The 20,592-nt window shown below is 67.9% G+C and carries 20 protein-coding genes; 5 read left to right on the top strand and 15 right to left on the bottom strand.

What is annotated here, in order from left to right; translation table 11 throughout:
• Positions 1-641 precede the first annotated feature (641 nt).
• The gene (gene trhA, locus BLU81_RS26275) at positions 642-1,376 is read left to right on the top strand and encodes a PAQR family membrane homeostasis protein TrhA (protein WP_197685985.1); all 735 of its coding nucleotides are present in this window, start codon (positions 642-644) and stop codon (positions 1,374-1,376) included.
• A 60-nt stretch (positions 1,377-1,436) separates the two neighbouring features.
• Here the strand turns inward: trhA and BLU81_RS26270 are convergent, their stop codons facing one another.
• The 3 genes from BLU81_RS26270 to BLU81_RS26260 form a co-directional block, all read right to left on the bottom strand.
• On the bottom strand, positions 1,437-2,693 hold the full coding sequence (locus BLU81_RS26270) for a hypothetical protein (protein ID WP_092547121.1): 1,257 nt from the start codon (positions 2,691-2,693) through the stop codon (positions 1,437-1,439).
• Positions 2,690-3,211 carry a SigE family RNA polymerase sigma factor gene (locus BLU81_RS26265; protein WP_092547120.1) on the bottom strand — a complete coding sequence of 174 codons (522 nt, stop codon included), beginning with the start codon at positions 3,209-3,211 and terminating at the stop codon, positions 2,690-2,692. The genes BLU81_RS26270 and BLU81_RS26265 overlap by 4 nt, the downstream gene beginning before the upstream one ends.
• A gap of 66 nt (positions 3,212-3,277) precedes the next feature.
• A complete protein-coding gene (locus tag BLU81_RS26260) occupies positions 3,278-5,233 on the bottom strand; it encodes a putative bifunctional diguanylate cyclase/phosphodiesterase (RefSeq protein WP_172890622.1) in 1,956 nt (651 codons plus the stop codon).
• Between the two features lie 123 nt (positions 5,234-5,356).
• On the opposite strand from BLU81_RS26260, the gene BLU81_RS26255 reads away from it, so the two are divergent.
• Positions 5,357-6,385, top strand: a complete 1,029-nt coding sequence (locus BLU81_RS26255) for a sugar ABC transporter substrate-binding protein (RefSeq protein ID WP_157751787.1) — start codon at positions 5,357-5,359, stop codon at positions 6,383-6,385.
• On the opposite strand, the gene BLU81_RS26250 is transcribed toward BLU81_RS26255, so the two are convergent.
• Together BLU81_RS26250 and BLU81_RS26245 are read right to left on the bottom strand one after the other, a co-directional pair.
• Complete coding sequence (locus tag BLU81_RS26250; RefSeq protein ID WP_092547117.1) at positions 6,342-8,519, bottom strand: bifunctional polysaccharide deacetylase/glycosyltransferase family 2 protein; 2,178 nt, start codon at positions 8,517-8,519, stop codon at positions 6,342-6,344. The two genes, BLU81_RS26255 and BLU81_RS26250, sit on opposite strands and share 44 nt — an antisense overlap.
• Complete coding sequence (locus BLU81_RS26245) at positions 8,519-8,749, bottom strand: hypothetical protein (RefSeq protein WP_092547116.1); 231 nt, start codon at positions 8,747-8,749, stop codon at positions 8,519-8,521. The genes BLU81_RS26250 and BLU81_RS26245 overlap by 1 nt, the downstream gene beginning before the upstream one ends.
• A gap of 143 nt (positions 8,750-8,892) precedes the next feature.
• Between BLU81_RS26245 and BLU81_RS26240 the strand changes: the two genes are divergently transcribed.
• Positions 8,893-9,750 carry an SGNH/GDSL hydrolase family protein gene (locus tag BLU81_RS26240; protein WP_092557650.1) on the top strand — a complete coding sequence of 286 codons (858 nt, stop codon included), beginning with the start codon at positions 8,893-8,895 and terminating at the stop codon, positions 9,748-9,750.
• A gap of 18 nt (positions 9,751-9,768) precedes the next feature.
• On the opposite strand, the gene BLU81_RS26235 is transcribed toward BLU81_RS26240, so the two are convergent.
• The 8 genes from BLU81_RS26235 to urtA form a co-directional block, all read right to left on the bottom strand.
• Positions 9,769-10,344, bottom strand: coding sequence for a TetR/AcrR family transcriptional regulator (locus BLU81_RS26235; RefSeq protein ID WP_197685984.1), 576 nt, complete (start codon positions 10,342-10,344; stop codon positions 9,769-9,771).
• Positions 10,341-10,907 (bottom strand): TetR/AcrR family transcriptional regulator, encoded by a 567-nt coding sequence (locus BLU81_RS26230; protein WP_092547114.1) that lies wholly within the window; start codon positions 10,905-10,907, stop codon positions 10,341-10,343. The genes BLU81_RS26235 and BLU81_RS26230 overlap by 4 nt, the downstream gene beginning before the upstream one ends.
• Positions 10,907-12,583, bottom strand: a complete 1,677-nt coding sequence (locus tag BLU81_RS26225) for a purine-cytosine permease family protein (protein WP_197685982.1) — start codon at positions 12,581-12,583, stop codon at positions 10,907-10,909. Before BLU81_RS26225 ends, BLU81_RS26230 begins: the two co-directional genes overlap by 1 nt.
• 56 nt (positions 12,584-12,639) lie before the next feature.
• Positions 12,640-13,323, bottom strand: a complete 684-nt coding sequence (locus tag BLU81_RS26220) for an ATP-binding cassette domain-containing protein (RefSeq protein WP_092547112.1) — start codon at positions 13,321-13,323, stop codon at positions 12,640-12,642.
• A gap of 2 nt (positions 13,324-13,325) precedes the next feature.
• Positions 13,326-14,129, bottom strand: a complete 804-nt coding sequence (gene urtD, locus BLU81_RS26215) for an urea ABC transporter ATP-binding protein UrtD (protein WP_092547111.1) — start codon at positions 14,127-14,129, stop codon at positions 13,326-13,328.
• Positions 14,126-15,226, bottom strand: coding sequence for an urea ABC transporter permease subunit UrtC (urtC, locus tag BLU81_RS26210; protein ID WP_092547110.1), 1,101 nt, complete (start codon positions 15,224-15,226; stop codon positions 14,126-14,128). Before urtC ends, urtD begins: the two co-directional genes overlap by 4 nt.
• The gene (urtB, locus tag BLU81_RS26205) at positions 15,223-16,107 is read right to left on the bottom strand and encodes an urea ABC transporter permease subunit UrtB (protein ID WP_092547109.1); all 885 of its coding nucleotides are present in this window, start codon (positions 16,105-16,107) and stop codon (positions 15,223-15,225) included. Before urtB ends, urtC begins: the two co-directional genes overlap by 4 nt.
• A gap of 74 nt (positions 16,108-16,181) precedes the next feature.
• A complete protein-coding gene (gene urtA, locus BLU81_RS26200; RefSeq protein ID WP_231953514.1) occupies positions 16,182-17,459 on the bottom strand; it encodes an urea ABC transporter substrate-binding protein in 1,278 nt (425 codons plus the stop codon).
• Positions 17,460-17,608: 149 nt separating this feature from the next.
• Here urtA and BLU81_RS50890 point away from each other — a divergent pair, with 149 nt between their 5' ends.
• Both BLU81_RS50890 and BLU81_RS26190 read left to right on the top strand, forming a co-directional pair.
• A complete protein-coding gene (locus BLU81_RS50890; RefSeq protein ID WP_231953513.1) occupies positions 17,609-19,645 on the top strand; it encodes a DUF6250 domain-containing protein in 2,037 nt (678 codons plus the stop codon).
• On the top strand, positions 19,642-20,055 hold the full coding sequence (locus BLU81_RS26190; RefSeq protein WP_092547107.1) for a hypothetical protein: 414 nt from the start codon (positions 19,642-19,644) through the stop codon (positions 20,053-20,055). Before BLU81_RS50890 ends, BLU81_RS26190 begins: the two co-directional genes overlap by 4 nt.
• Here the strand turns inward: BLU81_RS26190 and BLU81_RS26185 are convergent.
• Together BLU81_RS26185 and BLU81_RS26180 are read right to left on the bottom strand one after the other, a co-directional pair.
• A complete protein-coding gene (locus BLU81_RS26185; protein ID WP_092547106.1) occupies positions 20,015-20,278 on the bottom strand; it encodes a Txe/YoeB family addiction module toxin in 264 nt (87 codons plus the stop codon). The two genes, BLU81_RS26190 and BLU81_RS26185, sit on opposite strands and share 41 nt — an antisense overlap.
• Entirely contained in the window at positions 20,275-20,559 is a 285-nt protein-coding gene (locus BLU81_RS26180; RefSeq protein WP_092547105.1) for a type II toxin-antitoxin system Phd/YefM family antitoxin, read from the bottom strand. Before BLU81_RS26180 ends, BLU81_RS26185 begins: the two co-directional genes overlap by 4 nt.
• Positions 20,560-20,592 lie beyond the last annotated feature (33 nt).

Here is a 20,592-nt window from a genome sequence, read left to right as displayed (position 1 = left end):
AGGTGTAACACAAGACCCTGACGTTTTTCCAGGTCAGGGCGGTTGCAGGCAGGGCTGATGCAGGTTCGGGGCTCTGTCTGGTGCAGCGGGATCTGCCGCACGTGTGCGGGGCCGTGAAGTTTGCGTGGGGCTCCGTCGCCGGCTAGCACTGCAGGTCATGGAAGCAGAGGAAAGGGAGGGCCGAACACCGTTGGATCGCCCGCCGTCGGGACGTGTTTTCTGGTTCTGGGGTGGACACCGCAGTCTCCATCGAACGTGAGGTGGTCTCCGGTCACGCTTAAGCGATCCTCGCGCCGCAATCCGCTGACAGCGGTTGGCGCGGAAAAGGCAAACCGACGATTCTGTCGGTAGATGGTGTATTCAACCCGTAAACCCTGGGCCCCGGCGCTTGAAGCGCCGGGGCCCTCGTCATGCAGCGACCGAAGCGCCGAGCGGTGGAGCCGATCTGCGCGTACTGTCATCGATGCGGCCCGTAATCGGCCGCCGCCTCGGACCCTGGCGTGTGTGACTGCGCTCTAGTGGGTAGGCCTCATGACCAGATATTCGACATCCGGTTGCACCGTCATGGTCGCAGTGGTGCCGGATCAGCGGCCCGTGAACGTCCATGTCGCCGGGACCTCGACGCGGATGCGGAGCCGGCGTTGAGCGACGCCGTCGCCCGAGTCGTGGCCCACGTGCCGGGCGAAACGAGCGGAGAAGAGGTCCGGCTGAATCGGCCGGAGGATCGGGTCGGCGCCGAGGTCAAGCCCCGGCTGCGGGGGTGGCTGCACACCGGCGCTTTTCCCTTCGCGGTGACGGTGGGGGCGCTGTTGACGGTGCTGTCCCCGGATGCCGGTTCCCGGCTGGCTCTGGTGCTGTTCACGCTGTCGGCCGCGCTCCTGTTCGGTGTCAGCGCGCTGTATCACCGTGGTGACTGGGTAGGGCTTGCTGAGGGTGTGTTGCGGCGGTTCGACCACGCCAACATCTTCCTGATCATCGCGGGCAGCTACACGCCGTTCTGCGTGCTCGCGTTGCCGCCGGGGCAAGCTCGGACCCTGCTGTGGATCGTGTGGTGCGGTGCGCTGGCCGGGGTCGCCTTCCGGGTCATGTGGGTCGGCGCTCCGCGATGGCTGTATGTGCCGGTCTACATGGCCCTGGGGTGGGTCGCCGTGCTCTACCTGCCCGGATTCTGGCGTTCCGGCGGCGCGCCGGTCGTCACGTTCCTGCTGATCGGCGGCGCTCTCTACACTCTCGGTGCGGTGGTCTACGGCTTCAGGCGGCCGAATCCCGACCCTCGCTGGTTCGGTTTCCACGAGGTGTTCCACGCCCTGACCGTCGCTGGTTTCGCCGCGCACTGCGTCGGCATCTTCTTCGCTCTGCGCACCGCCACCGCCTGAACTCTCCGGTCGACCCGCTTCCGCGGCTACGCGCGGGGCCCCCGGGGGCCCCGCGCGGCTCTATTTACAGGTCCAGAGGAACGGCCGGTTGTCGACCTCCTCGGGGCCCATGTCGGTGCTGTAGCCGCCGACCGTCTTCCCGTCCGCGCTGAAGCTGGTGACCTGGTATTCCTTGAACCGCTGGTACTCGGGCAGTTTCACGACCTTCGAACCGGACAGGATGACCGGCTTGTACGACTCGTTGTTGAGTGCCAGGATCCAGCCGTTGTCGGCCAGCTGACCGAATCCGATCCCGTCGGTGGCCGGCACCGGGTGGTAGGTACCGTCGGAGATCCGGAACTTGATGGGTGTGAGGGCGCGGCTGGGTCTCCCCTCGGAGTCGTCGGTCTCGATGATCGCCGCGCCGAGGATCCAGTCGCCGGCGATCGAGGTCGGTTCGAAGTAGTCCGCCTTCTTCCCACCGACCGTGGGTAACGGCATCAGTTTTCCGGTCCCGTCCGGTAGCCAGAGGTAGGCGGTCAGCGTGAGCCGTCCGCGGCCGACGGAGCCGACCACCGTGCCGTCATCGGCGATCAACTTGGCGATGCCGACCGGGTAGCCGGACGGGAGTGGCAGCCGTTCCACCTTGGCGGAGGCCGACGTCCACCGGACCGGAACCTCGCCGTTGAAGGGGCCGAGGGCGCCGACGATCACGCCGGCCTCGTTGATCGCCAGCGCCGAGGTCTGCGAACCGTCCAGTTCGGAGTACGTGCCGTCGCGGTAGACGAACGCCTGCTGCGATTCGCCGAGGTAGGACGATCCGACTCCCACTCCGGACTGGTTGAGGTCGTCGATACTGGCGTCCGCCCCGGGAATCCGGAGCCTGGCGTCGATCTTCCCGTTCTTCCAGACGATCAGATTCTCGGCCGCGTCGTAGAGCCGCCCGGCCTGATAGCGCCCACTCGGGTCACCAGCGGTGACCACGGACTTGCGCACCCCGCCGGTCGGCAGCAGCGCCACCTGGCAGCTCTTCGGCGGCGGCGCGGCCGCGGGGGCGGCCGCCGCCTGCGTGCTCGGCGCCACCGAGGTGACCGTGGCCGGTTTCCGGGCCGGGGTCTCCGGCTGCATCGCGGCGATGGCGAGGGTGCCGCCGCCGGCCGTCACCGAGGTCAGCGCGATCAGCGCCAGCCCTCCGGTCCAGCGCCGCAGTCCCCGGCGCCGGCGACCCTCCGCCATCGCCCGCGCCACGTCGAACCGCGGTGGGCCGGCCGGCTCCTCCCGCAACGGCTGCAGCATCCGGACCGCACCGTCATCGTTCATCTCGTCCTCACCTCTCATGATCGCTCCCGGGAGACGGCGACCGCGGGTTCGCGGTGGTCCGGGCCGAGCAGGGTCCGCAGCCGGGTGAGGCCGTGCGAGGTCTGGCTCTTCACCGTGCCCTCGGAACACTTCAGCAGTTCGGCCACCTCACGGACCGGCTTGTCGCACAGGTAGCGCAGCACCAGCACCGCCTGCTGCCGGGCCGGCAGTCTCGCCAGCGCGGCCCGGACCGCCGGCCGGTCCTCCGGGTTACCGGTGACGGGCGGCGGTTCGTCCTGGCCGGTCAGCAACCGGACCTTCCACCAGCCGCGCCGCCGGTCGTCGAGGAAGACCCGGACCAGCATGGTGTGCACGTACGCGTCGACGTTGTCGACCCGCCCGATCCGCGGCCACCGGGCGTACAACTTCGTCAGGGTCTCCTGCACGAAGTCGTCGGCCTGGTGGGTGTCGCCGCAGAGCAGGTAGGCGGTGCGGCGTAGTTCGGTGGCGCGCCCGTGCACGTACTCCAGGTACTTTTTGTCGGATCCGTCCGGCATTGGCCCCGCTCCCTGTCGCTGTCTCTGAACACCCGACGGCGATCGGCAGGGATCGGTTGTAGCGAATCACAGGACCGGCTGAAAATCCTTCTGGGTACGCCATGACGCCAGCCACGTGATCAGGTCGGCGGGCCGGACCGGCCGACTGATGTGGTAGCCCTGCGCGTAGGCGCATTCCATGCTCCCGAGCAGCACGAGAGTGGCCTCGTCCTCGACTCCCTCGGCCACCACCTCCAGGTCGAGGGCCCGGGCCAGTTCGAGCACGGCCCGGACGATCGCGGCGCCACCGCGCGAGTCGGCGACCGTGGCGACGAAACTGCGGTCGATCTTCAGCTCGTGCAGCGGCATGTTCTGCAGGTACGACATCGACGAGTACCCGGTACCGAAGTCGTCCACCGACAGCCGGACCCCCATCTCGCGCAACCGGGTCAGGACCGCTGACGCGCGTACCGGATCGCTGATGATCGAAGTCTCGGTGATCTCCAGGGTGAGCAGTCCGGGTGTCACGCCGGCCACGTCGAGGGCCGCACCGACCCGGTCGGCGAACGCCTCGTCGAGCAGGCAGACCGTCGGCACGTTCACCGCGACCGACAGGACCGTCCCGGCGTCGTGCCAGAGCCGGTGCTGCTCCAGGGCCATCGCCAGCACCCGGTCGGTGAGCGGGACGATGATCTCGTTCTCCTCGGCCTGCGGGATGAAGTCGCCGGGCATGAGCAGGCCACGGGACGGGTGTTCCCAGCGGATCAGCGCCTCGGTGCCGACCACCCGGCCGGTCCGGGTGGACACCTTCGGCTGGTAGAACAGCACCAGTTCGTCCTCGTCGATGGCCCGGCGCAGTTCGCCGATCAGACCCAGTTCCCGAGAGTTGTGCCGGTCCGCCTCCGGGTCGTAGACGGCGATCCCGAGCCGGTTGCGTTTGGCCGTGTACATCGCGATGTCGGCGTGCTGCAGCAGTTCGGTCCCGGTCGCGCTGTGCAGCGGAAAGACGGCCGCGCCGACGCTGCCGCTGATGTCGACGGTGACGCCGTCCAGGTCGGCCGGGCCCTCCAGGGAGTCGAGCAGCCGGCGGGCGATCTCCGAACAGTGTTCGGGGGACAGGATCTGCGGCATCAGCACGGCGAACTCGTCGCCGCCGAGCCGGGCCACCGTGTCGCTGTTGCGGACCGCGCTGGTGAGCCGGGTGCCGACCTCCTGGAGCAGCAGGTCACCGGCGTGATGCCCGAGGGTGTCGTTCACCTCTTTGAACTTGTTGAGGTCGAGCAGCAGCAGGCCGACCGCCTCGCCGTCGCGTTCGGCCACCCGCAGCGTCTTCTCGATCTCGTCGGCGAGCAGCGCCCGGTTGGCCAGCCCGGTCAACTCGTCGTGCAGCGCCCGGTACCGGCTCTCCACCGCCTGCCCCTCGATCCGGCGCTGGTGGGTGAGCAGGACCCCGGCGCAGAGCACGAGCAGCAGGAAGTCGGCGCCACAGACCATGATCGCGGCGAGGCTGAGTTTCTGGTTGAACTGGTCGGCCTCGGCCAGGTACTGGTCCATCGCCAGCCGGTGCCGGGTGACGTTGGCGTTCGCCGACTTGCGCACGAACGACGCGCTGAGGGTGGCCTGGTCGGCCAGGCTCTGGGTGCGCTCCCGGTCGGTGCCGGTGCGCCGCAGTTCGGTCAGGGACTGGGTGAACGCGTTGTACGAGTCGGTCACCAGGACGACGTTGCCGACGTCCTCGGGGTCGCCGTGACGGGCCTGCCAGGCCAGGTCGGCGACGGCCGAGTGCATGGCACTGTCCAGCAGATCCTTGCCGAACTTCTTGGCCACCATGTAGTCGTTGAGTGCCTCGGCCTCGACGCTGATGTGCAGGTCGATCTGGGACCAGCGGTCACTGATCTGCGAGTTGTGCCGGATGTGACTGGTGGTCGACGCGTTGGTGGTGATGCTGATCGCGGCGAGCGCGGCCAGGGCGAAGACGCCGAGCGCGAGCCCGATCACCGCTGCCCGCGCCACAGCCTTGCTGCGGACCACCTTCACCAACACGCCGGCGCCTCCCCGGGACGTCAGATACGCGGCCGTACGACACGGCCCATTGTCCCGATCGGTCGAACGGCCGCCGGGATGAAGGAGATCACACATACTGAATCCGTCATGAGGTCTAGGTACATGTCGGTTCTGTCGGTGCTCCTGCTGCTCGGCTCGTTCGCGTGCACCGAGGAGCAGCAGGGCCCTCCGGTGAAGCCCAAGGTCGGCTTCGTGGTGGCGAACAAGCAGCTCAACTACTCCAAGGAGATGGGCCTCGGGTTCATCGCCGGAGTGAACACGGTCGGCGGGGTCGGCTTTCAGGTGGACGGGCCGAACATCGTCGACGGCCCGCGCCAGGTCGCCCTGTTCCGGGACATGCTGAAGGCCACCCCGGACGGCCTCTCGGTGTTCACGCTCTCCCCGGACCTGCTCGCCGAGCCGATGGCCGAGGCCGTCGCCGGCGGTGTGCCGATCATCGCGGTGGACAGCCAGCCGCTGGCCACCGCCGACGTCGACCTGTTCATCGGTAACGACAGTTACGAGCTGGGCCGGCTGCTCGCCCGGGAGGTGATCGGGAAGCTCCCGGCGGACGCCAGCGGCAAGATCGTGCTGGGGACGTCCGGCCCGGGTGTGCCGGTCCTCGACCACCGGGCCAAGGGCATCCGGGACGAGTTCACCGAGCGGCTGCCCGGGGTCTCCGTGCTCGGCCCGTTCGACACGAAGCAGGAGGTCGAGGCGAACCAGGACGCCTGGAGCACCCTGGTGAAGGTCAACTCCTCGGCGCTGGCGTTCATCGGCACCGGCGACGCGGACGGCTGGAACCTCGCCGAGATCCGCCGGAACACCGGGGCCACCTGGCTCGCCGCCGCCTTCGACATCGACTCGAAGGCCCTGGCCGCGGTGAAAGCCGGCGATCTGCTGCTGGTCTCGCCCGAGCACTACGTGAAGGGCGCCGTCGCCGGCCGTCTGCAGGCCGACCACGCCAAGACCGGCAAGGTCCTGCCGGCCGGCTGGCTGTACGTGCCCGGGATCGTCGTCGACCAGAGCAACGTCGACGCGATCCAGGCACGCCAGGCGACCGTGGCGACCCGGGCGGAGGCGTTCGCCACCCAGATCGATCACGTCCTCAACGATCCGTCGTACCTGCGCCCCCTCGCCGAGGTGCGCTGACCAGCAGGGCACTCAATCCACCGGCCCGGTTCAGCTTCTGCCAGCCGAGCCGGATGCCGCCGATGGCGGCCAGGACCGATTGGATGAGTACGAGGTACATCAGCTGGCGATAGACGAACTGCTGCAACGGCACCAGCCAGACCGGGCGCAACGACTCGGAGTCCAACCGGAACGCGTAAACCGTGCTGATCATCTGGACCGCCAGCATCGCCAGCCACGCCAGCGCTGTCTGCAACGGGTCGAGGAAGAACAGCCCGTAGACCAGGAACACGTCGATCAGTGGTGACAGCAGCGGCATGAGTGTCTGGAAGAGCAGCAGGTTGAGCAGCCCGCGCCGGCCGAACCTACCGCTGGCACCCTTGTCGGTCAGCGCCCGCCGGTGCTTCCACATCGCCTGCATGGTGCCGTAACTCCACCGGTAGCGTTGTTTCCACAACTGCCGCACGGTGGTCGGCGCCTCGGTCCAGGCCCGCGCCTGCTCCTCGTAGACGACCCGCCAGCCGGCCCGGATGATCGCGATGGTCAGGTCGGTGTCCTCGGCGAGAGTGTCGTCGCTGAGCCCGTCCACCTGCCGCAACGCCTCCCGGCGGAAGGCGCCGATCGCCCCCGGCACGGTCGCCATGCACTGCATCACGTCGTAGGCGCGCCGGTCGATGCTGAACCCGACCACGTACTCGATGTGCTGCCAGAGGGCGATCAGACCCTTGCGGTTGGCGACCTTGGCGTTGCCGGCCACCGCGCCGATGCGGCTGTCGGCGAACGGCTGGACCAGCAGGCGTACGGTGTCCGGCTCGAAGACCGTGTCACCGTCCATCATCACCACCACGTCGGTGTCGGCCGCCGCGATCCCGGTGTTCAGGGCTGCCGGTTTCCCGCTGTTCGGTTGCCAGATCACCGTCACGTCGGCGAACCCGAGTGACTCGGCGATCTCCGCGGTGCCGTCGGTGGAACCGTCGTCGACCACGATGATCCGGACCGGATGGGTGCTGGCGGCCAGCGATCGGACCGTGTCGGCGATGCACTCCTTCTCGTTGTAGGCGGGCACCACCACGGTCACCGGCTGCGTGTAGGGCTCGCCCCACACGCCGGGGCGGCGGCTGCGCCGGGCGTGCCGCCGTCCGAGGACCAGCATCAGCAGCAGCCGGGCCACGGTCAGCACCCCGAAGCCGATCAGGAGCAGGGCGAACCAGGTCGTGGTGTTCTTGGCGATCTGCACCGCGCCGACCAGGCTGAGCCCGAGCAGCCGCTCGTCGGTGGTGGCCGCCGGGTTGACCGTCTCCATGCCGCTCAAGGCCGCGACCGTGGTGAACGTGTACCCCTCGGCCAGCAGTGCCGGGATGACGGTGGCCAGGGCTTCCGCGGTGTCCGACCGGTCGCCGCCGCCGTCGTGGAAGAGCAGGATCGCACCCTCACCGTCGTCCGGGGTGACCGCCTCGACGATGTCGGCGTTGGTGACACCGGCCTCCCAGTCACGGCTGTCCAGGTCGTTGACCACGGTCAGGTAACCGGCCTCGCCCATCTCGGCGATGACACTCCAGTTGGTGTCGTCCAGGGCGGCGACCGTCGACGAGTACGGCGGCCGGAAGATCACGCTGGTCACCCCGGCCGCGCCGGCCAGCGCGAGCTGGGTCTCCCGCATCTCGACCGTGCGCCGCCAGTCGTTCTTGCTGGACAGTTCGGGATGGGTGAAGGTGTGGATGCCGATCTCATGTCCCTCGGCCACCACCTGCTGGACCAGGTCGGGGTATTTGCTGATCTCCGAGCCGATCATGAAGAACGTGGCCGGTACGTCGTACTCGGCGAGCACTGCGAGGATCTCCGGGGTGTACTCCGGATCGGGCCCGTCGTCGAAGGTCAGCACGATCTGTTTGCTGCCGGCGCTGACCGTGGTCGTGGTGGTGCCGTCGGTCTGGATGATCGGCCCGCCGGTCAGGGCCTCGTCCGGCACGTTCGAGGTCTGCGACGTCGACTCGATCGCCCCGTCCTGGGTGAACTCGCCCTGAACGAGACCGTTCACCAGCAGGATGCTGGCGAAGAGGGATATCAGGACGGCGAAGACGATCCATCGTGGCTGCGGGACCTTGATCCGGCGTACCGGAGCGGGCCTGGTCTTCTTGGTGTCGTAGACGGCCATCAGCTGGGGCCTCCCGACGAACTGGTGGCCACCGTGCCCCGGGTGGTCAGCTCGATCTCCGGCGACTGGACCAGGCCGGCCACCACCACGCTGATGTAGATCACCGCCCCCACCGCGGCACAGATCCCGGAGATCGCCACCAGCCGCCGTCGTTTGCCGGACGAGTCGACGAAGACCTTGGCACCGGAGTCGCCGGTGCTTTCGTGGAGTTTGGTGGAGGCGTAGATCATGATGCGTTGTCTCCTCTAGCCGAAGGGTTCCGCAGAGCAAGCTAGGGAGGCAGGCTGGGCCGGAACTGTGCTCGTGCCCAGCGGGCTCTGTGCAAGAAGTGACAGATGGTAATGTCTTCGGAACCTTAAGTGATTGGCGGATGATGATGCGCCGTTGGCATGTCGCCCTTCTCGCCGTCCTGGCCGTCTTCGCTCTGGCCTGCGACGGAGCCGGCAACGCCGCACCCCAGCCCACCAAGACGAGCGCCAAACCGGCCACCGGTTACCCGGCGTCGATGGTCGCCCTCGGCGATTCGATCACCGCTGGACTGGGCAGCTGCCTGGCCTATCTGGGCTGCACCCGCAACTCCTGGTCCACCGGCGGCAACTCCGCCATCCAGAGCCACTACCAGCGGATCCTCGACAAGAACACCAAGATCAGAGGCAAGGCCGTCAACGTCGCCGAACCGGGCGCCGAGGCCGACGCGCTGGACGGGCAGGCCCGCCTGGCGGTCGAGCGGAAACCCGACTACGTGACCGTCCTGATCGGTGCGAACGACGCGTGTTCCGGCCGGGTCCAGGACATGACACCGGTGGCCCGCTTCCGCGACGAGGTCGACGAGGGCCTGGCCCGGCTGAAGAAAGGCCTGCCCAAGGCGCGGGTGCTGGTGGTCAGCATCCCCGACCTGTACCGGCTCTGGCAGGTCGGCAGGTCGAACGACAAGGCGGTCGAAGTGTGGAGCAAGGGCGGGATCTGTCCGTCCATGCTGGCCGCGCCGACCTCCACCGCGGCTCCCGACCGCCAGCGGCGTGAGAAGGTCCGGGACCGGATCGACGACTACAACACCCAACTACGACAGGCCTGCAAGGCGTACGGCAGCAAGTGCAAGTGGGACGGCGGTGCGGCTCACCGGGTGCGCTTCGATGTGGACGAGCTGAGTCAGTACGACTACTTCCACCCCAACGCCGCGGGGCAGAAAGTGCTGGCCGACGTGGTCTACCCCGGTCGCTTCACATGGTGACCGGGTGACGCGGCCGCTTCACGTGGTGACCGGGGCGACGCGGTCGCGGATGTCGTCGAGTACCGCCTCCGCCGCCCACGCGGCGGCGTCGGCGATGTCACGCCGGTCCATCCCGAACTCGCGGCGGAACGTCACCCAGGCCCCGACGGAGTCGAGGTGCGACAGCGCTGCGACGACGGCCCGGCGCTGCGCCGGATCGAGGGACGGCACCTCGGCGTCCAGCAGCCGTTCGAGCTGCGCCCGGCCGGGTGACGGTGCCGCGCCGCTCACCCCGCGCATCGCCGTCTCGGCGACTACGTGCGCCAGCTCCGGCCGTGCGTCGTACCGCCGCATCGCCTCACGGATCGCGAGCGGGATGTCGAAGATCGAGTGCGACTGTTCGCGGGCGAACAGCGTCGCCTCGATCCAGGCCGCGGTCGCCAGCAGCAGATCCACGCGCGTGGGATAGTTGCGGAACACCGTGCGCTCGGCGATACCGGCCCGGCGCGCGATGACCCGGTACGACACGTCGTCGCTGCCGAGTTCCTCGATCAGTTCGGTGTAGGCGGCGAGGATCGCCGTCTGCGTGCCGCTCAGCGCCGGGGACTCGGTCACGGCGTCGCCCACGTCGCCTCGGGCAGCCTCGCGAGCACGGTGCCCACCGCGCGGTCGAACGCGTCGCAGATCTCGCCGGCGTCCAGGTCGAAGCCCGTGCGCAGCCGAGCCCAGAACATCGCCGACGAGAAATAGCGCAGGGACGCCGCGACCCGCCGCCGGTCCCGCCGGTTGAGCGTCGGCGCCGCCACGTCGAGCATCGCCTCGATCGCCCGCGTGATGTAAGCCGGCTCGATGTCGATCGTCGGCGAGATCGCGGACGCCCGCGCGCCGACGTACGCGTACGCGGGCAACGCGTCGAAAGCACGGAAGCGTTCGTGCACCGCGGCACAGAAGTCGGACACGGTCACGAACGGCGGCAGCGGGAAGAAGGCCTGCTCCAGCCAGTTCGAGAGCGCGGCGAGCAGGTGCGCCCGCGTGGGGTACTGCCGGTAGATCGTGCGTTCCGAGATACCGACCTCATCGGCGAGGGCACGATAGGAGATGTCGTCGAACGTGCGCTCACGCAGCAGCACCGCGGCGCTCGCGAGAATCGCGGTCGCGGTGTCGACCGGCTCCTCCATCACGTCCCCCTCTTTCGGGCGGCCGCCCAGTGCGAGGGCCCGGTGACTTCCGGCGGGAGCACGAAGCGATCGGAGTCGTCGAGCGTGAGCGCCAGCGACGAGACGTACTGCACCTCGCCGTGCGGTCCCCTCTCAGCCGAGGCCAGCATATCCGGCCGTTCGAAGGTGTATCCGGTGACATGACAGCGGAGCCGCTCGCCCGAGGGGTTGCCGTGCTCGTCGAACCGGGGGGAGTCGATGCCGTCGGTGTGGCGGCGCAGGTAGTAGCGCCCCCGTGTGGCGAGAGCCATGACCGGCGTGGCCACCACCGCGACACCGATTGCGATGAGCACCGAGAACGGCTTGACGGAGGCGCCGAACACTCCGGCGAACGCGAGCAGTGACAGCACCGAGGCGAGCCCCACCGACACGAGCCCGACCGGGTTCCAGTCGTGCAGCATGCCGCGTCGGAACTCGGGGAAACGCGGCGAGATGTGCAGCACCCACTTGTTGATCGCGATATCGGTGGCGATCGTCACCAGCCACGCCATGACGACGTTCGCGTAGAGGCTCAACACGAAGGAGATGAGGGTGAAGACGTCGAGCATCATGAGCACGTACGCGATCACGAGATTGAACAGCACGAAGATCGAGCGACCCGGGTAGTGCTTGGCCATCCGGGTGAAGACGTTCGACCACGCGAGCGAGCCCGAGTACGCGTTCGTCACGTTGATCTTCACCTGTGCGACCACGACGAGCACCAGGGCGAGAACGATCGCCAGCCAGTCGGGGACGAGGGTCTGGTACATCACGACGAACTGCTTGACCGGTTCGGTCGCCTGGTGCCCGAGACCGGGGTCGACCCGGACGAGCAGGTAGACGGCGAGAAACACCCCGATCACCTGCTTGGTGCCGCTGAAGACGACCCAGCCCGGACCGGCGAACGCGAACCACGTCCACCACGAGCGGGCGTTCGACGGCGTGCGCGGCGGCATGGCCCGGAGATAGTCGATCTGCTCGGCGAGCTGCGGAGTGAGGGCGAAACACACGGCCGCACTCGAGAACACGGCACCGAGGCTGATCGTGCCGTCGGAGTCGCCGGTGAACGACGTGAAGGCGCGCACCACCTCGGGGTCGGAGACGAGGATCCACAGCAGCGGCAGCAGGGCGAGGGCGAGCCACAGGGGAGTGGTCCAGAACTGCAGGCGTTCCAGCGCGCGCATGCCGTAGATGACGATCGGGATCACCACGACGGTCGAGACGAGATAGCCGAGCCACAACGGCATCCCCGTCGCCATCTGCAGCCCCTGCGCCATGATGGCACCCTCCAGGGCGAAGAAGATGCAGGTGAAGCCCGCGAAGATCACGGTCGTGATGATGGAGCCGTAGTAGCCGAACCCCGAGCCACGGGCGATGAGGTCGAGGTCGAGGTTGTAGCGGGCGGCGTAGTAGGCGACCGGCACGCCCACGATGACGATGACGACCGACGCGAACAGGATGCCGAGCACAGCGTTGGTGGTGCCGTGGTCGATGCCGATGCTCGCGCCGATCGAGAAGTCGGCGAGGAACGCGATGGACCCGAGGGCGGTCGCGCCGACGGAGGCCGCGCTCCAGCGCCGGAAGGTGCGCGGCACATAGCGGAACGCGTAGTCCTCCAGGCTGTCCTCTGCTGCCGCGCGCGCATTGTCGGTCGACACAGGGCATATTCACTGTTCGGTGTTACGGCAGCATTGCCGGTGTGAGTCATGCCGCCTCAGATCGCCATGGCGGCTCGCACGGTGGAGGTGGCCGCCTTGCCACCCTCTCCAGTCTGTGTGACGAAGCCCGAGGCGAGCACGACGTAGCGTTCGGCGGCCTCCAGCGCGAAGCCGATGTGCTGTTCGACCAGCAGCACGTTGATGCCCTCGCCGGCCAGCTGCATGATGGTCTGCTCGATCTCGGCGACGATCGTGGGCTGGATGCCCTCGGTCGGCTCGTCGAGGATGAGCAGCTTCGGCTCGGTGATCAGGGCGCGGGCGATCGCGAGCTGCTGGCGCTGCCCGCCGGAGAGCAGGCCCGCCTTCCGGCTGGCGAACTGCTCCAGTGCGGGGAAGCGCGCCATCTGCGCGTCGATCAGGGCCCTGCCGCCCCGGCGGCCGTCGGCGACGAGCTGAAGGTTCTCCAGCGTCGTGAGCTGGCCGAACGACTGCTGACCCTGCGGTACGTAGGCCATGCCGCGAGCAACACGCTTGTTGGGGGCGAGCGACGTGATGTCCTCGCCGTCGAACACCACCCGGCCCTTCGACGGCTTGATGAGGCCGATCGCGAGTCGCAGCAGGGTCGACTTGCCGGCGCCGTTGTGGCCGAGCACGGCCACCACGTTGCCGGACGGCACCGTCACGCCGTGCAGCACCCGCGTGCGCCCGTAGCCGGCCTCGATGTCGGTGAGTTCCAGCATGGTCAGTCCTCCGTCCGGCTCGGTGTCCCGGCCGCCGAGTCGGGCACGACCGCCATGGCGGCCGTGGTAGCGGCGCCCGCGGTGCCGAGGTAGACCTCCTGCACCTTGGGATCGGCCTGCACCTCGGCCACCGCGCCCTGCGAGAGCACCCTGCCCTGGTGCAGCACGGTCACGCGGGTGGCGTAGCGGCGCATGAAGTCCATGTCGTGCTCGACCACGACCACGATCCGCTTCGCCGCGATGCGCTGGAGAAGCTCGCCGGTCGCGGTGCGCTCGTCCTGGCTCATGCCGGCGACGGGCTCGTCGAGCAGCAGTACCTTCGCGTCCTGCACGAGCAGCATCGCGATCTCCAGCCACTGCTTCTGGCCGTGCGACAGGACGCCGGCCGGCGTGGCGAGCTCACCGGCGAGCCCGGTCTCCTCCAGCGCCTGCTCGATCGTCGCGTCGATGCCGTGCCGGGCCCGCAGCAGCGAGGCCGACGAGCGGTGGCGTCCGCCGGCGATGTCGAGGTTCTGCAGCACGGTGAGCTCGTCGAAGACGCTCGCGGTCTGGAACGTGCGGCCGACCCCGAGGCGGACGATCTTGTGCACCTGCTTGCCGAGCAGCTCTTTCTCGCCGAGCCTCGCCGACCCGGTGCCCTTGACCAGTCCCGTGATGGCGTCGATGCAGGTCGTCTTGCCGGCGCCGTTCGGGCCGATGAGGAACCGGACCTCGCCGGGGTGTGCGTCGAAGGAGACGCCGCCGACCGCGACGAAGCCGGAGAACTCGACGTGGAGGTCGGTGACAACGAGCGAAGCGTCGGTCATGACTTCACCTCTTCGAGTTCCGGGGCGGGGAGCACCGCGGCGGGCTGTTGCTGATCGGGGCTTCGCCGCGCCCGCGCCGCGAACCGGGCCGGCAGCGACGACAGTCCGTTCGGCAGGAACAGGATCACGACGATGAACAGCAGACCGAGGATGTAGGTCCAGCCTTCGGGCCAGGTCGAACCGAGGCTCGACTGTCCCCATCCGACCGCCATCGCGCCGAGCGCCGGGCCGAAGAGCGAGGCGCGGCCGCCGAAGGCGACACCCGCGATCATCAGGATCGAGGCGGCGGCGCCGATCTCGGCCGGAGTGATGATGCCGACGATGGGCACGAACATCGCTCCGCCGATGCTCGCCATCAGCGCCGAGATGACGAAGGCGACGAGCTTGACGTTGGCCGGGTCGTAACCGAGGAAGCGCACACGCTCCTCGGCGTCCCGGGTGGCGACGAGCAGCTCACCGAAGCGGCTGCGGTAGAGCTGCCGCACCGCGAGCAGGCACACGATGAGAAGCGCGGCCGCGATGAGGTACACCATGAGCTTGTTCGCCGGGTCGTTCAGCACGTAGCCGAAGAAGTACTTGAAGTCGCTGAGCCCGGTGTCACCGCCGGTCTCGCGGATCGTGGAGCTGATCAGGGTGGCCAGCGCGACGGCGAGTGCCTGCGTCAGGATCGCGAAGTACGCGCCCTTCACCCGGCGCTTGAACAGCGCGTAGCCGAGGATGCCGGCCACGACCACCGGGAGCAGCACGATCGCCAGCAGGGTGAATCCCGCGCTGCGGAACGGCTCCCAGAACATCGGAAGCGGCGCGAGCGGATCGTAGAGCACCATGAACCCCGGGATCCGGTCACCGGCGGACTCCAGCGTGAGATGCATGGCCATCGAGTAGGCGCCGAGGGCGAAGAACACCCCCTGTCCCATCACGAGCATCCCGCCCCGGCCCCAGGCCAGGCCGATGCCGACGGCGGCGATGGCCCAGCAGCAGTACTTGCCGAGGTTGTTGAGCCAGTGATCGGTGAGCACGAGCGGAGCGACCGCGAGGAGCAGGACGGCGAACACCCCGATGCCGCCGAGCGAGGTCCATTGCTTCAGCTTGGTCATGCCAGACTCCTGGTTCGCACCGTGAACATGCCCTGCGGGCGCAGCTGCAGGAAGACGATCACGAGGATGAAGGCGAATACCTGCGCCAGGCTGCCGGTCGTCCAGTAGGCGAAGTACGAGAGGGCGACACCCACCGCCCATGCGGCGATGATGGTGCCCTTGAGCTGGCCGATGCCACCGGCGGCGACGACGAGGAAGGCCGGGATGATGTACTGCGCGCCCATCTGGGAGTTCGTGCCGCCGATCAGCGACGCGGCCACACCGGCGACCCCGGCCAGACCCGACCCGGTGAAGAAGGTCAGGCGGTCGATGGTGCGGGTGGAGATTCCCGAGGTCTCGGCGAGGTCCCGGTTGTGCACGGTGGCCCGGATACGGCGGCCGAACGAGGTGTACTTGAGCCAGGCCGCCAGCGCGGCGACGCAGGCGGACGCGAGCACGATGGTGAACAGCTGCCGGAGTGGCCAGGCGTAACCGAGGACGGTCAGCTGCCCGTCGAGCCAGCCGGGCTTCTCCACCGGGACGCCCTGGGACGGGAAGATCTGCAGTGCCGCCTGCTGCAGGATCAGGCTGACACCGACCGTGACGAGCAGGGTGTCCAGGGGCCTGCGGTACATCCACTGGATGATGGTGACCTCCAGCAGGAGGCCGAACAGGCCGGCGGCGACGAACGCGACCGGCAGCGCGACCGGGATCGACAGGTCGCTGGCGGTGATGACCTGCTGGACGAGGTAGGCGGCGAAGGCGCCGAGCATGAGGAACTCGCCGTGGGCCATGTTGATCACGCCCATCTGGCCGAAGGTGAGCGAGAGGCCCAGCGCGGCCAGCAGGAGCAGCGCCCCCTGTGCGCTGCCGTTCAGCAGCGGTGCGATCAGTGCGTCCACGTGCACTCTCTTCCTAGCGTCTCGATGGAGGGGAGGGGTCGCATGCCGTGGGCGGCACGCGACCCCGCGGGTGATCAGCCCGCCGCGTCCACCAGCTGCTTGCGGATGTCGGCCGGGAACCAGTCGTAGGCCTCGAGGTACGGGTCGGGCTCGATGAACTTGTCGGAGGCCCAGACGATGTCGAACTGGTTGCTGGAGTTGATCTTGCCGATGTGACCCGGCTTGGAGATGTGGTGGTTGTCGCCGTCGAGCGTGACCTTGCCCTCCGGTGCGTCGAACGTGATGGGTTTCGCCTTCGCCGCGGCGTTCACCGCGTCGACGTCGAACGAGCCGGCCGCCTCGACGAGAGCCTTGTAGAGATACATCGAGATGTACGCGGCCTCCATCGGGTCGGAGGTGACCCCGCTGCTGTTGGGGTACGCCTTCCAGCTCTCGATGAACTTCGGGTTGGTGTCGGTCTTGAGCGACTGGAAGTAGTTCCAGGACGCGTACTGACCGGCGACCTCGTGGCCCATCGCCGGGGCCTCCTCCTCGGCGATCGACACCGAGATGATCGGCGTGGTCGCGGCGGTGAGGCCGGCGTCGTAGTACGCCTTGACGAAGCCGACGTTCGACGAGCCGTTGATGGTGTTGAAGATGAAGTCGGGCTTGGCCGCCACGATCTTCGCCACTTGGCTGGTCCAGTCGTCCTTGTCCAGCGGCACGTACTCCTCACCGACGATCTCGATGCCGAGTTTGGCCGCGTACAGCTTGATGATCGCGTTCGCGGTGCGCGGGAAGACGTAGTCGCTGCCGGCCAGGAACAGCTTCTTCACGCCCTGGGCGGCGAGGAAGTCCATCGCCGGGATGATCTGCTGGTTGGTGGTCGCACCGGTGTAGTAGATGTTCGGCGACGACTCGAGGCCCTCGTACTGCACCGGGTAGAAGAAGAGGCCGTTGTTCTTCTCGACGACCGGCTTGACGGCCTTGCGGGAGGACGAGGTCCAGCCGCCGAAGATCGCGGCCACGCAGTCCTGGGTGAGCAGCTTCTCGGTCTTCTCCGCGAAGGTCGGCCAGTCGGTGGCGCCGTCCTCCTGGACGTACTCGATCTTCTTGCCGAGGATGCCACCACCGGCGTTGATCTCGTCGGCGGCCATGTGCAGCACATTGGAGACGGTCTTCTCAGAGATCGCCATGCCGCCGGTGAGGGAGTTGAGGAAACCGAGCTTCACGGTGCTGCCGGAGGTGTCGACACAGCTGGGTGCGGCGGAAGCCGCGCTGCCGGCCGTCTCGTCGCCGGCCTTGGCGCCACAACCGGCGAGCACGAGGGCCAGAGCCGTCCCGAGGGCGCCCGTGGACACAAGCGTGCGCATGCGCTTGCTGGAGATGGACATATATGAGAACTCCGATCACGGCGGTTCATGCGTGTGAGAGCAGATTGGCCGTGCGTCATTGCTCTGACATTTCTTGACTGTTCCAACTCTGTAGCCGCCGCATCGGCCGGAGCGTGAATCCCCTGTAAGTGAGCGGATCTCCGTCAGCCGTCGGTGTCAGAGTTCTGCCATCGCCCGCCTGGGCGCGAAGACCATGGCACACTTCTGACATTCCCGGGACGCTCGACTTCAAAGTCGGTTCAGCCGGCGAGAATCGTCGAGTCGCTGGACCGCGGTCTGGTCGCGGTGCCCGGCCGGCACGGCGCTACGAGATCGTCGTCTCCCGGCTGTCGTACGCCCTCGACCAGCCCAACTACCTGGAGGCGTACACCCTCGCCGGAAAGAACCTGTGGCGGGTGGACCTGGGTGTCAACTCGTACACCCGGGCCGCCGGCAACGCCGCCAACGATCCGCCGCTCGCCGAGATCAGCGGCTACGGCGACGTGGCCGGGTACCGCAACGACGACAACGTCACCGTCTACGACCTGGACAGCGACGGCCGCGCCGAGGTGTTCGTGAAGACCGCCGACGGGACCACTTTCAGTGACGGCGCGGTGATCAAGTCGGCCGGGGTGCAGGAGATCGCTGGCCCGTACGAGATCGAGTTCACCGCGACCCCGATCGCGGCGGGCGGCCCGAATGACAAGGTCACCGACCTGAACACGTTCTGGAACGCGCGTGAAGTCCGCTCACCCGAGGACATCTTCGCGACGACCCGGAACGGGGCCTTCGCCGAATACGACTACCTGAAGACCTACTACGTGGGGCAGGGGGCGAACCTCAACACCACGACCAGGTTCCGCAAGTACGTGGGGGAGCCCGGCAATCGTCCGCTGCTCTACGACTACACCTCGCCACTGATCGTGGCGAACGTACCGGTCCATGTGCGGATCCAGGTCGACGGGCAGCGGATCCGCTACTGGAGTAACGTAAATCACATGGCGGAGGTCTACTCACGACGATCGTTCACGGTCGGTGTCCTGAGCACCGGACTGCTCTCCTCCGCTGCCGGCTATCTGTACACCCGTAGCGACCCGGTCACGTTGACCCTCGCCACCGGTGCCGAACCGACCGGCGGTGGCCGGAGCCTGCTGATCAACCTCTGGAATCGGCTGAACCCGGATATCACGATCGCCCTCAAGGTGATCAACAGCACCACTCAGGACCAGTACGAGAAGTTCACCGAGAGCCCCGCGGACATCTACAACCTGGACATCATCCACATCCAGCGGTTCGCCGAAGCCGGCCGGATCACGCCGATCGAACCGCAGAACGACATCTCCCTGCTCGCCCCGGTCCGCCGGGCGTGCCGCACCGACGACGAGTCCGGCCGGCTCTGGGCGGTCCCGTTCAACAGTGACGTCGGGATGCTGTTCCGCCGGATCACCGACAAACGGGTCGCCGACCCGGAACCGGAACTGCGTGACGTCCTGAAACTGAACGGCTTCATCGGCCAGCTCGACACCGTCGGCCCACAGACCGACGAGGCGTTCGTGATAAACGTCCTGGAACACGCCCTCGCCCAGGACCCGCTGATCCTGGACCAGGAGGGTGTCCTCTCCACCAGCCTCACCCAGTGGCAGGGCGCGCTGAAGCCGCTCGCCGAGGCCCTGCGGTCCGGCCGGATCCAGTCCCGGACCAACGAAGAGGACACCATCCGGGCGTTCAAGCAGGAGAACCTGCGCTACATGCGGAACTGGCCGGTCTGGTACCCGAGTGTCGACCGGGACGAACGCACCGAACCCGGTACTGCGGAGATCCGGCTCAGCCGCCTGCCGACCGGCATCCTCGGCGGCCAGAACCTGGCGATCGACACCGACACCCCGCACCGGGTGGCGGCCGAGAAGGTGATCAATTTCCTCACCGACACCTCGGCGCAGAAACTGCTCGCCACCTACGGGTTCGCGCCCACCGGCCTGGACGCCTACATCGACGAGGATCTGAAGCTGTCCGCGCCGCACCTGGCGATGGTCCGCAACGCCGTCGAGGACGCCCGGCCCCGCCCGATGCACCCCCGCTACGCCGAGTTCGCCCAGCGGTTCAAGGAGCACACGTACGCCTACCTGCGCCGGGGTGACCCGTTGACCCAGCGCTTCGTCCAGGACATCCAGGAGGTGCTGAAATGACCTCACCGGGCCTGCAGGGCTGGCATGTCTCACTCGGCGTCACCGTCGCGATCCTGGTGATCCAGTACGTCGCCGACCAGGTCCTCAAGCGCGTCTACGCCGCCCGCGAGTCCGAACCGCCACCGCGACAGCCCAGTCCGGCGGAGATGGAACGCCAACTCGCGGGCAAGCACCTGCGGATCGGCGTGCTCGCGGTGCTCGGCAGCATCGCGGTCCCGGTGTTCGCGGTCAGTTTCCTCGGCCCGACCTTAGCCGACCAGCTGGCCGGCGCCACCGGAACCGGCTTGGGCGGCCTCACCCTCTGGCTGGCCTGGCAGACCCACAAGGAGTCGAAGCGACTGGCCGAACTCCTCAAACAACTGACCGAAACTAATGATCGTCGTAGTGGAACCGGCACGCCACCACCGTGATGACGTCGCCACGGATGTCGTAGACGAGGCGATCCTTCTCGGTGATCCGCCGGGACCAGACCTCCCCGGAGACGTGTTTGAGGCGTTCCGGCTTGCCGGTTCCACTGCGCGGGTTGCGCGTGATCTCCGCGATCAGCCGGATCGTGCGAGCCAGGACCTTGGGGTTGCTGGTCGCCCAGAACTCCAGGTCCTCCATGGCGCTGGAGGCGACCGACAGCTTCATTCCCCGGACTCGACGTGGAAGCGGGCGGCCAGCTCGTCGGGATCGATCATCTCCGCCGACCCGGTGCGGGCCTCGGCGAGCCCTCGCAGGAGGTGGGCGGCGTTGGCGCGGGTGGAGAACAGGTGCAGGGTCTCCTGGAGCGACTCGTAGTCCTCCGCGGACATGAGCACGGCATTGCCACCGTTGCGAGCCACTATCTCGACGACGGTGTGATCTTCGTTCACCTGGCGGACGAGGGGGAAGAGGTTTTCCCGAGCCTGACTGATGCTGACCGCGACCATGCCCTCATCTTACTCGTACAACTTTCCCGTACA

It is taken from the genome of Actinoplanes derwentensis (assembly GCF_900104725.1).
Taxonomy (GTDB): domain Bacteria; phylum Actinomycetota; class Actinomycetes; order Mycobacteriales; family Micromonosporaceae; genus Actinoplanes; species Actinoplanes derwentensis.
This window is presented reverse-complemented; position numbering and strand designations above follow the sequence as displayed.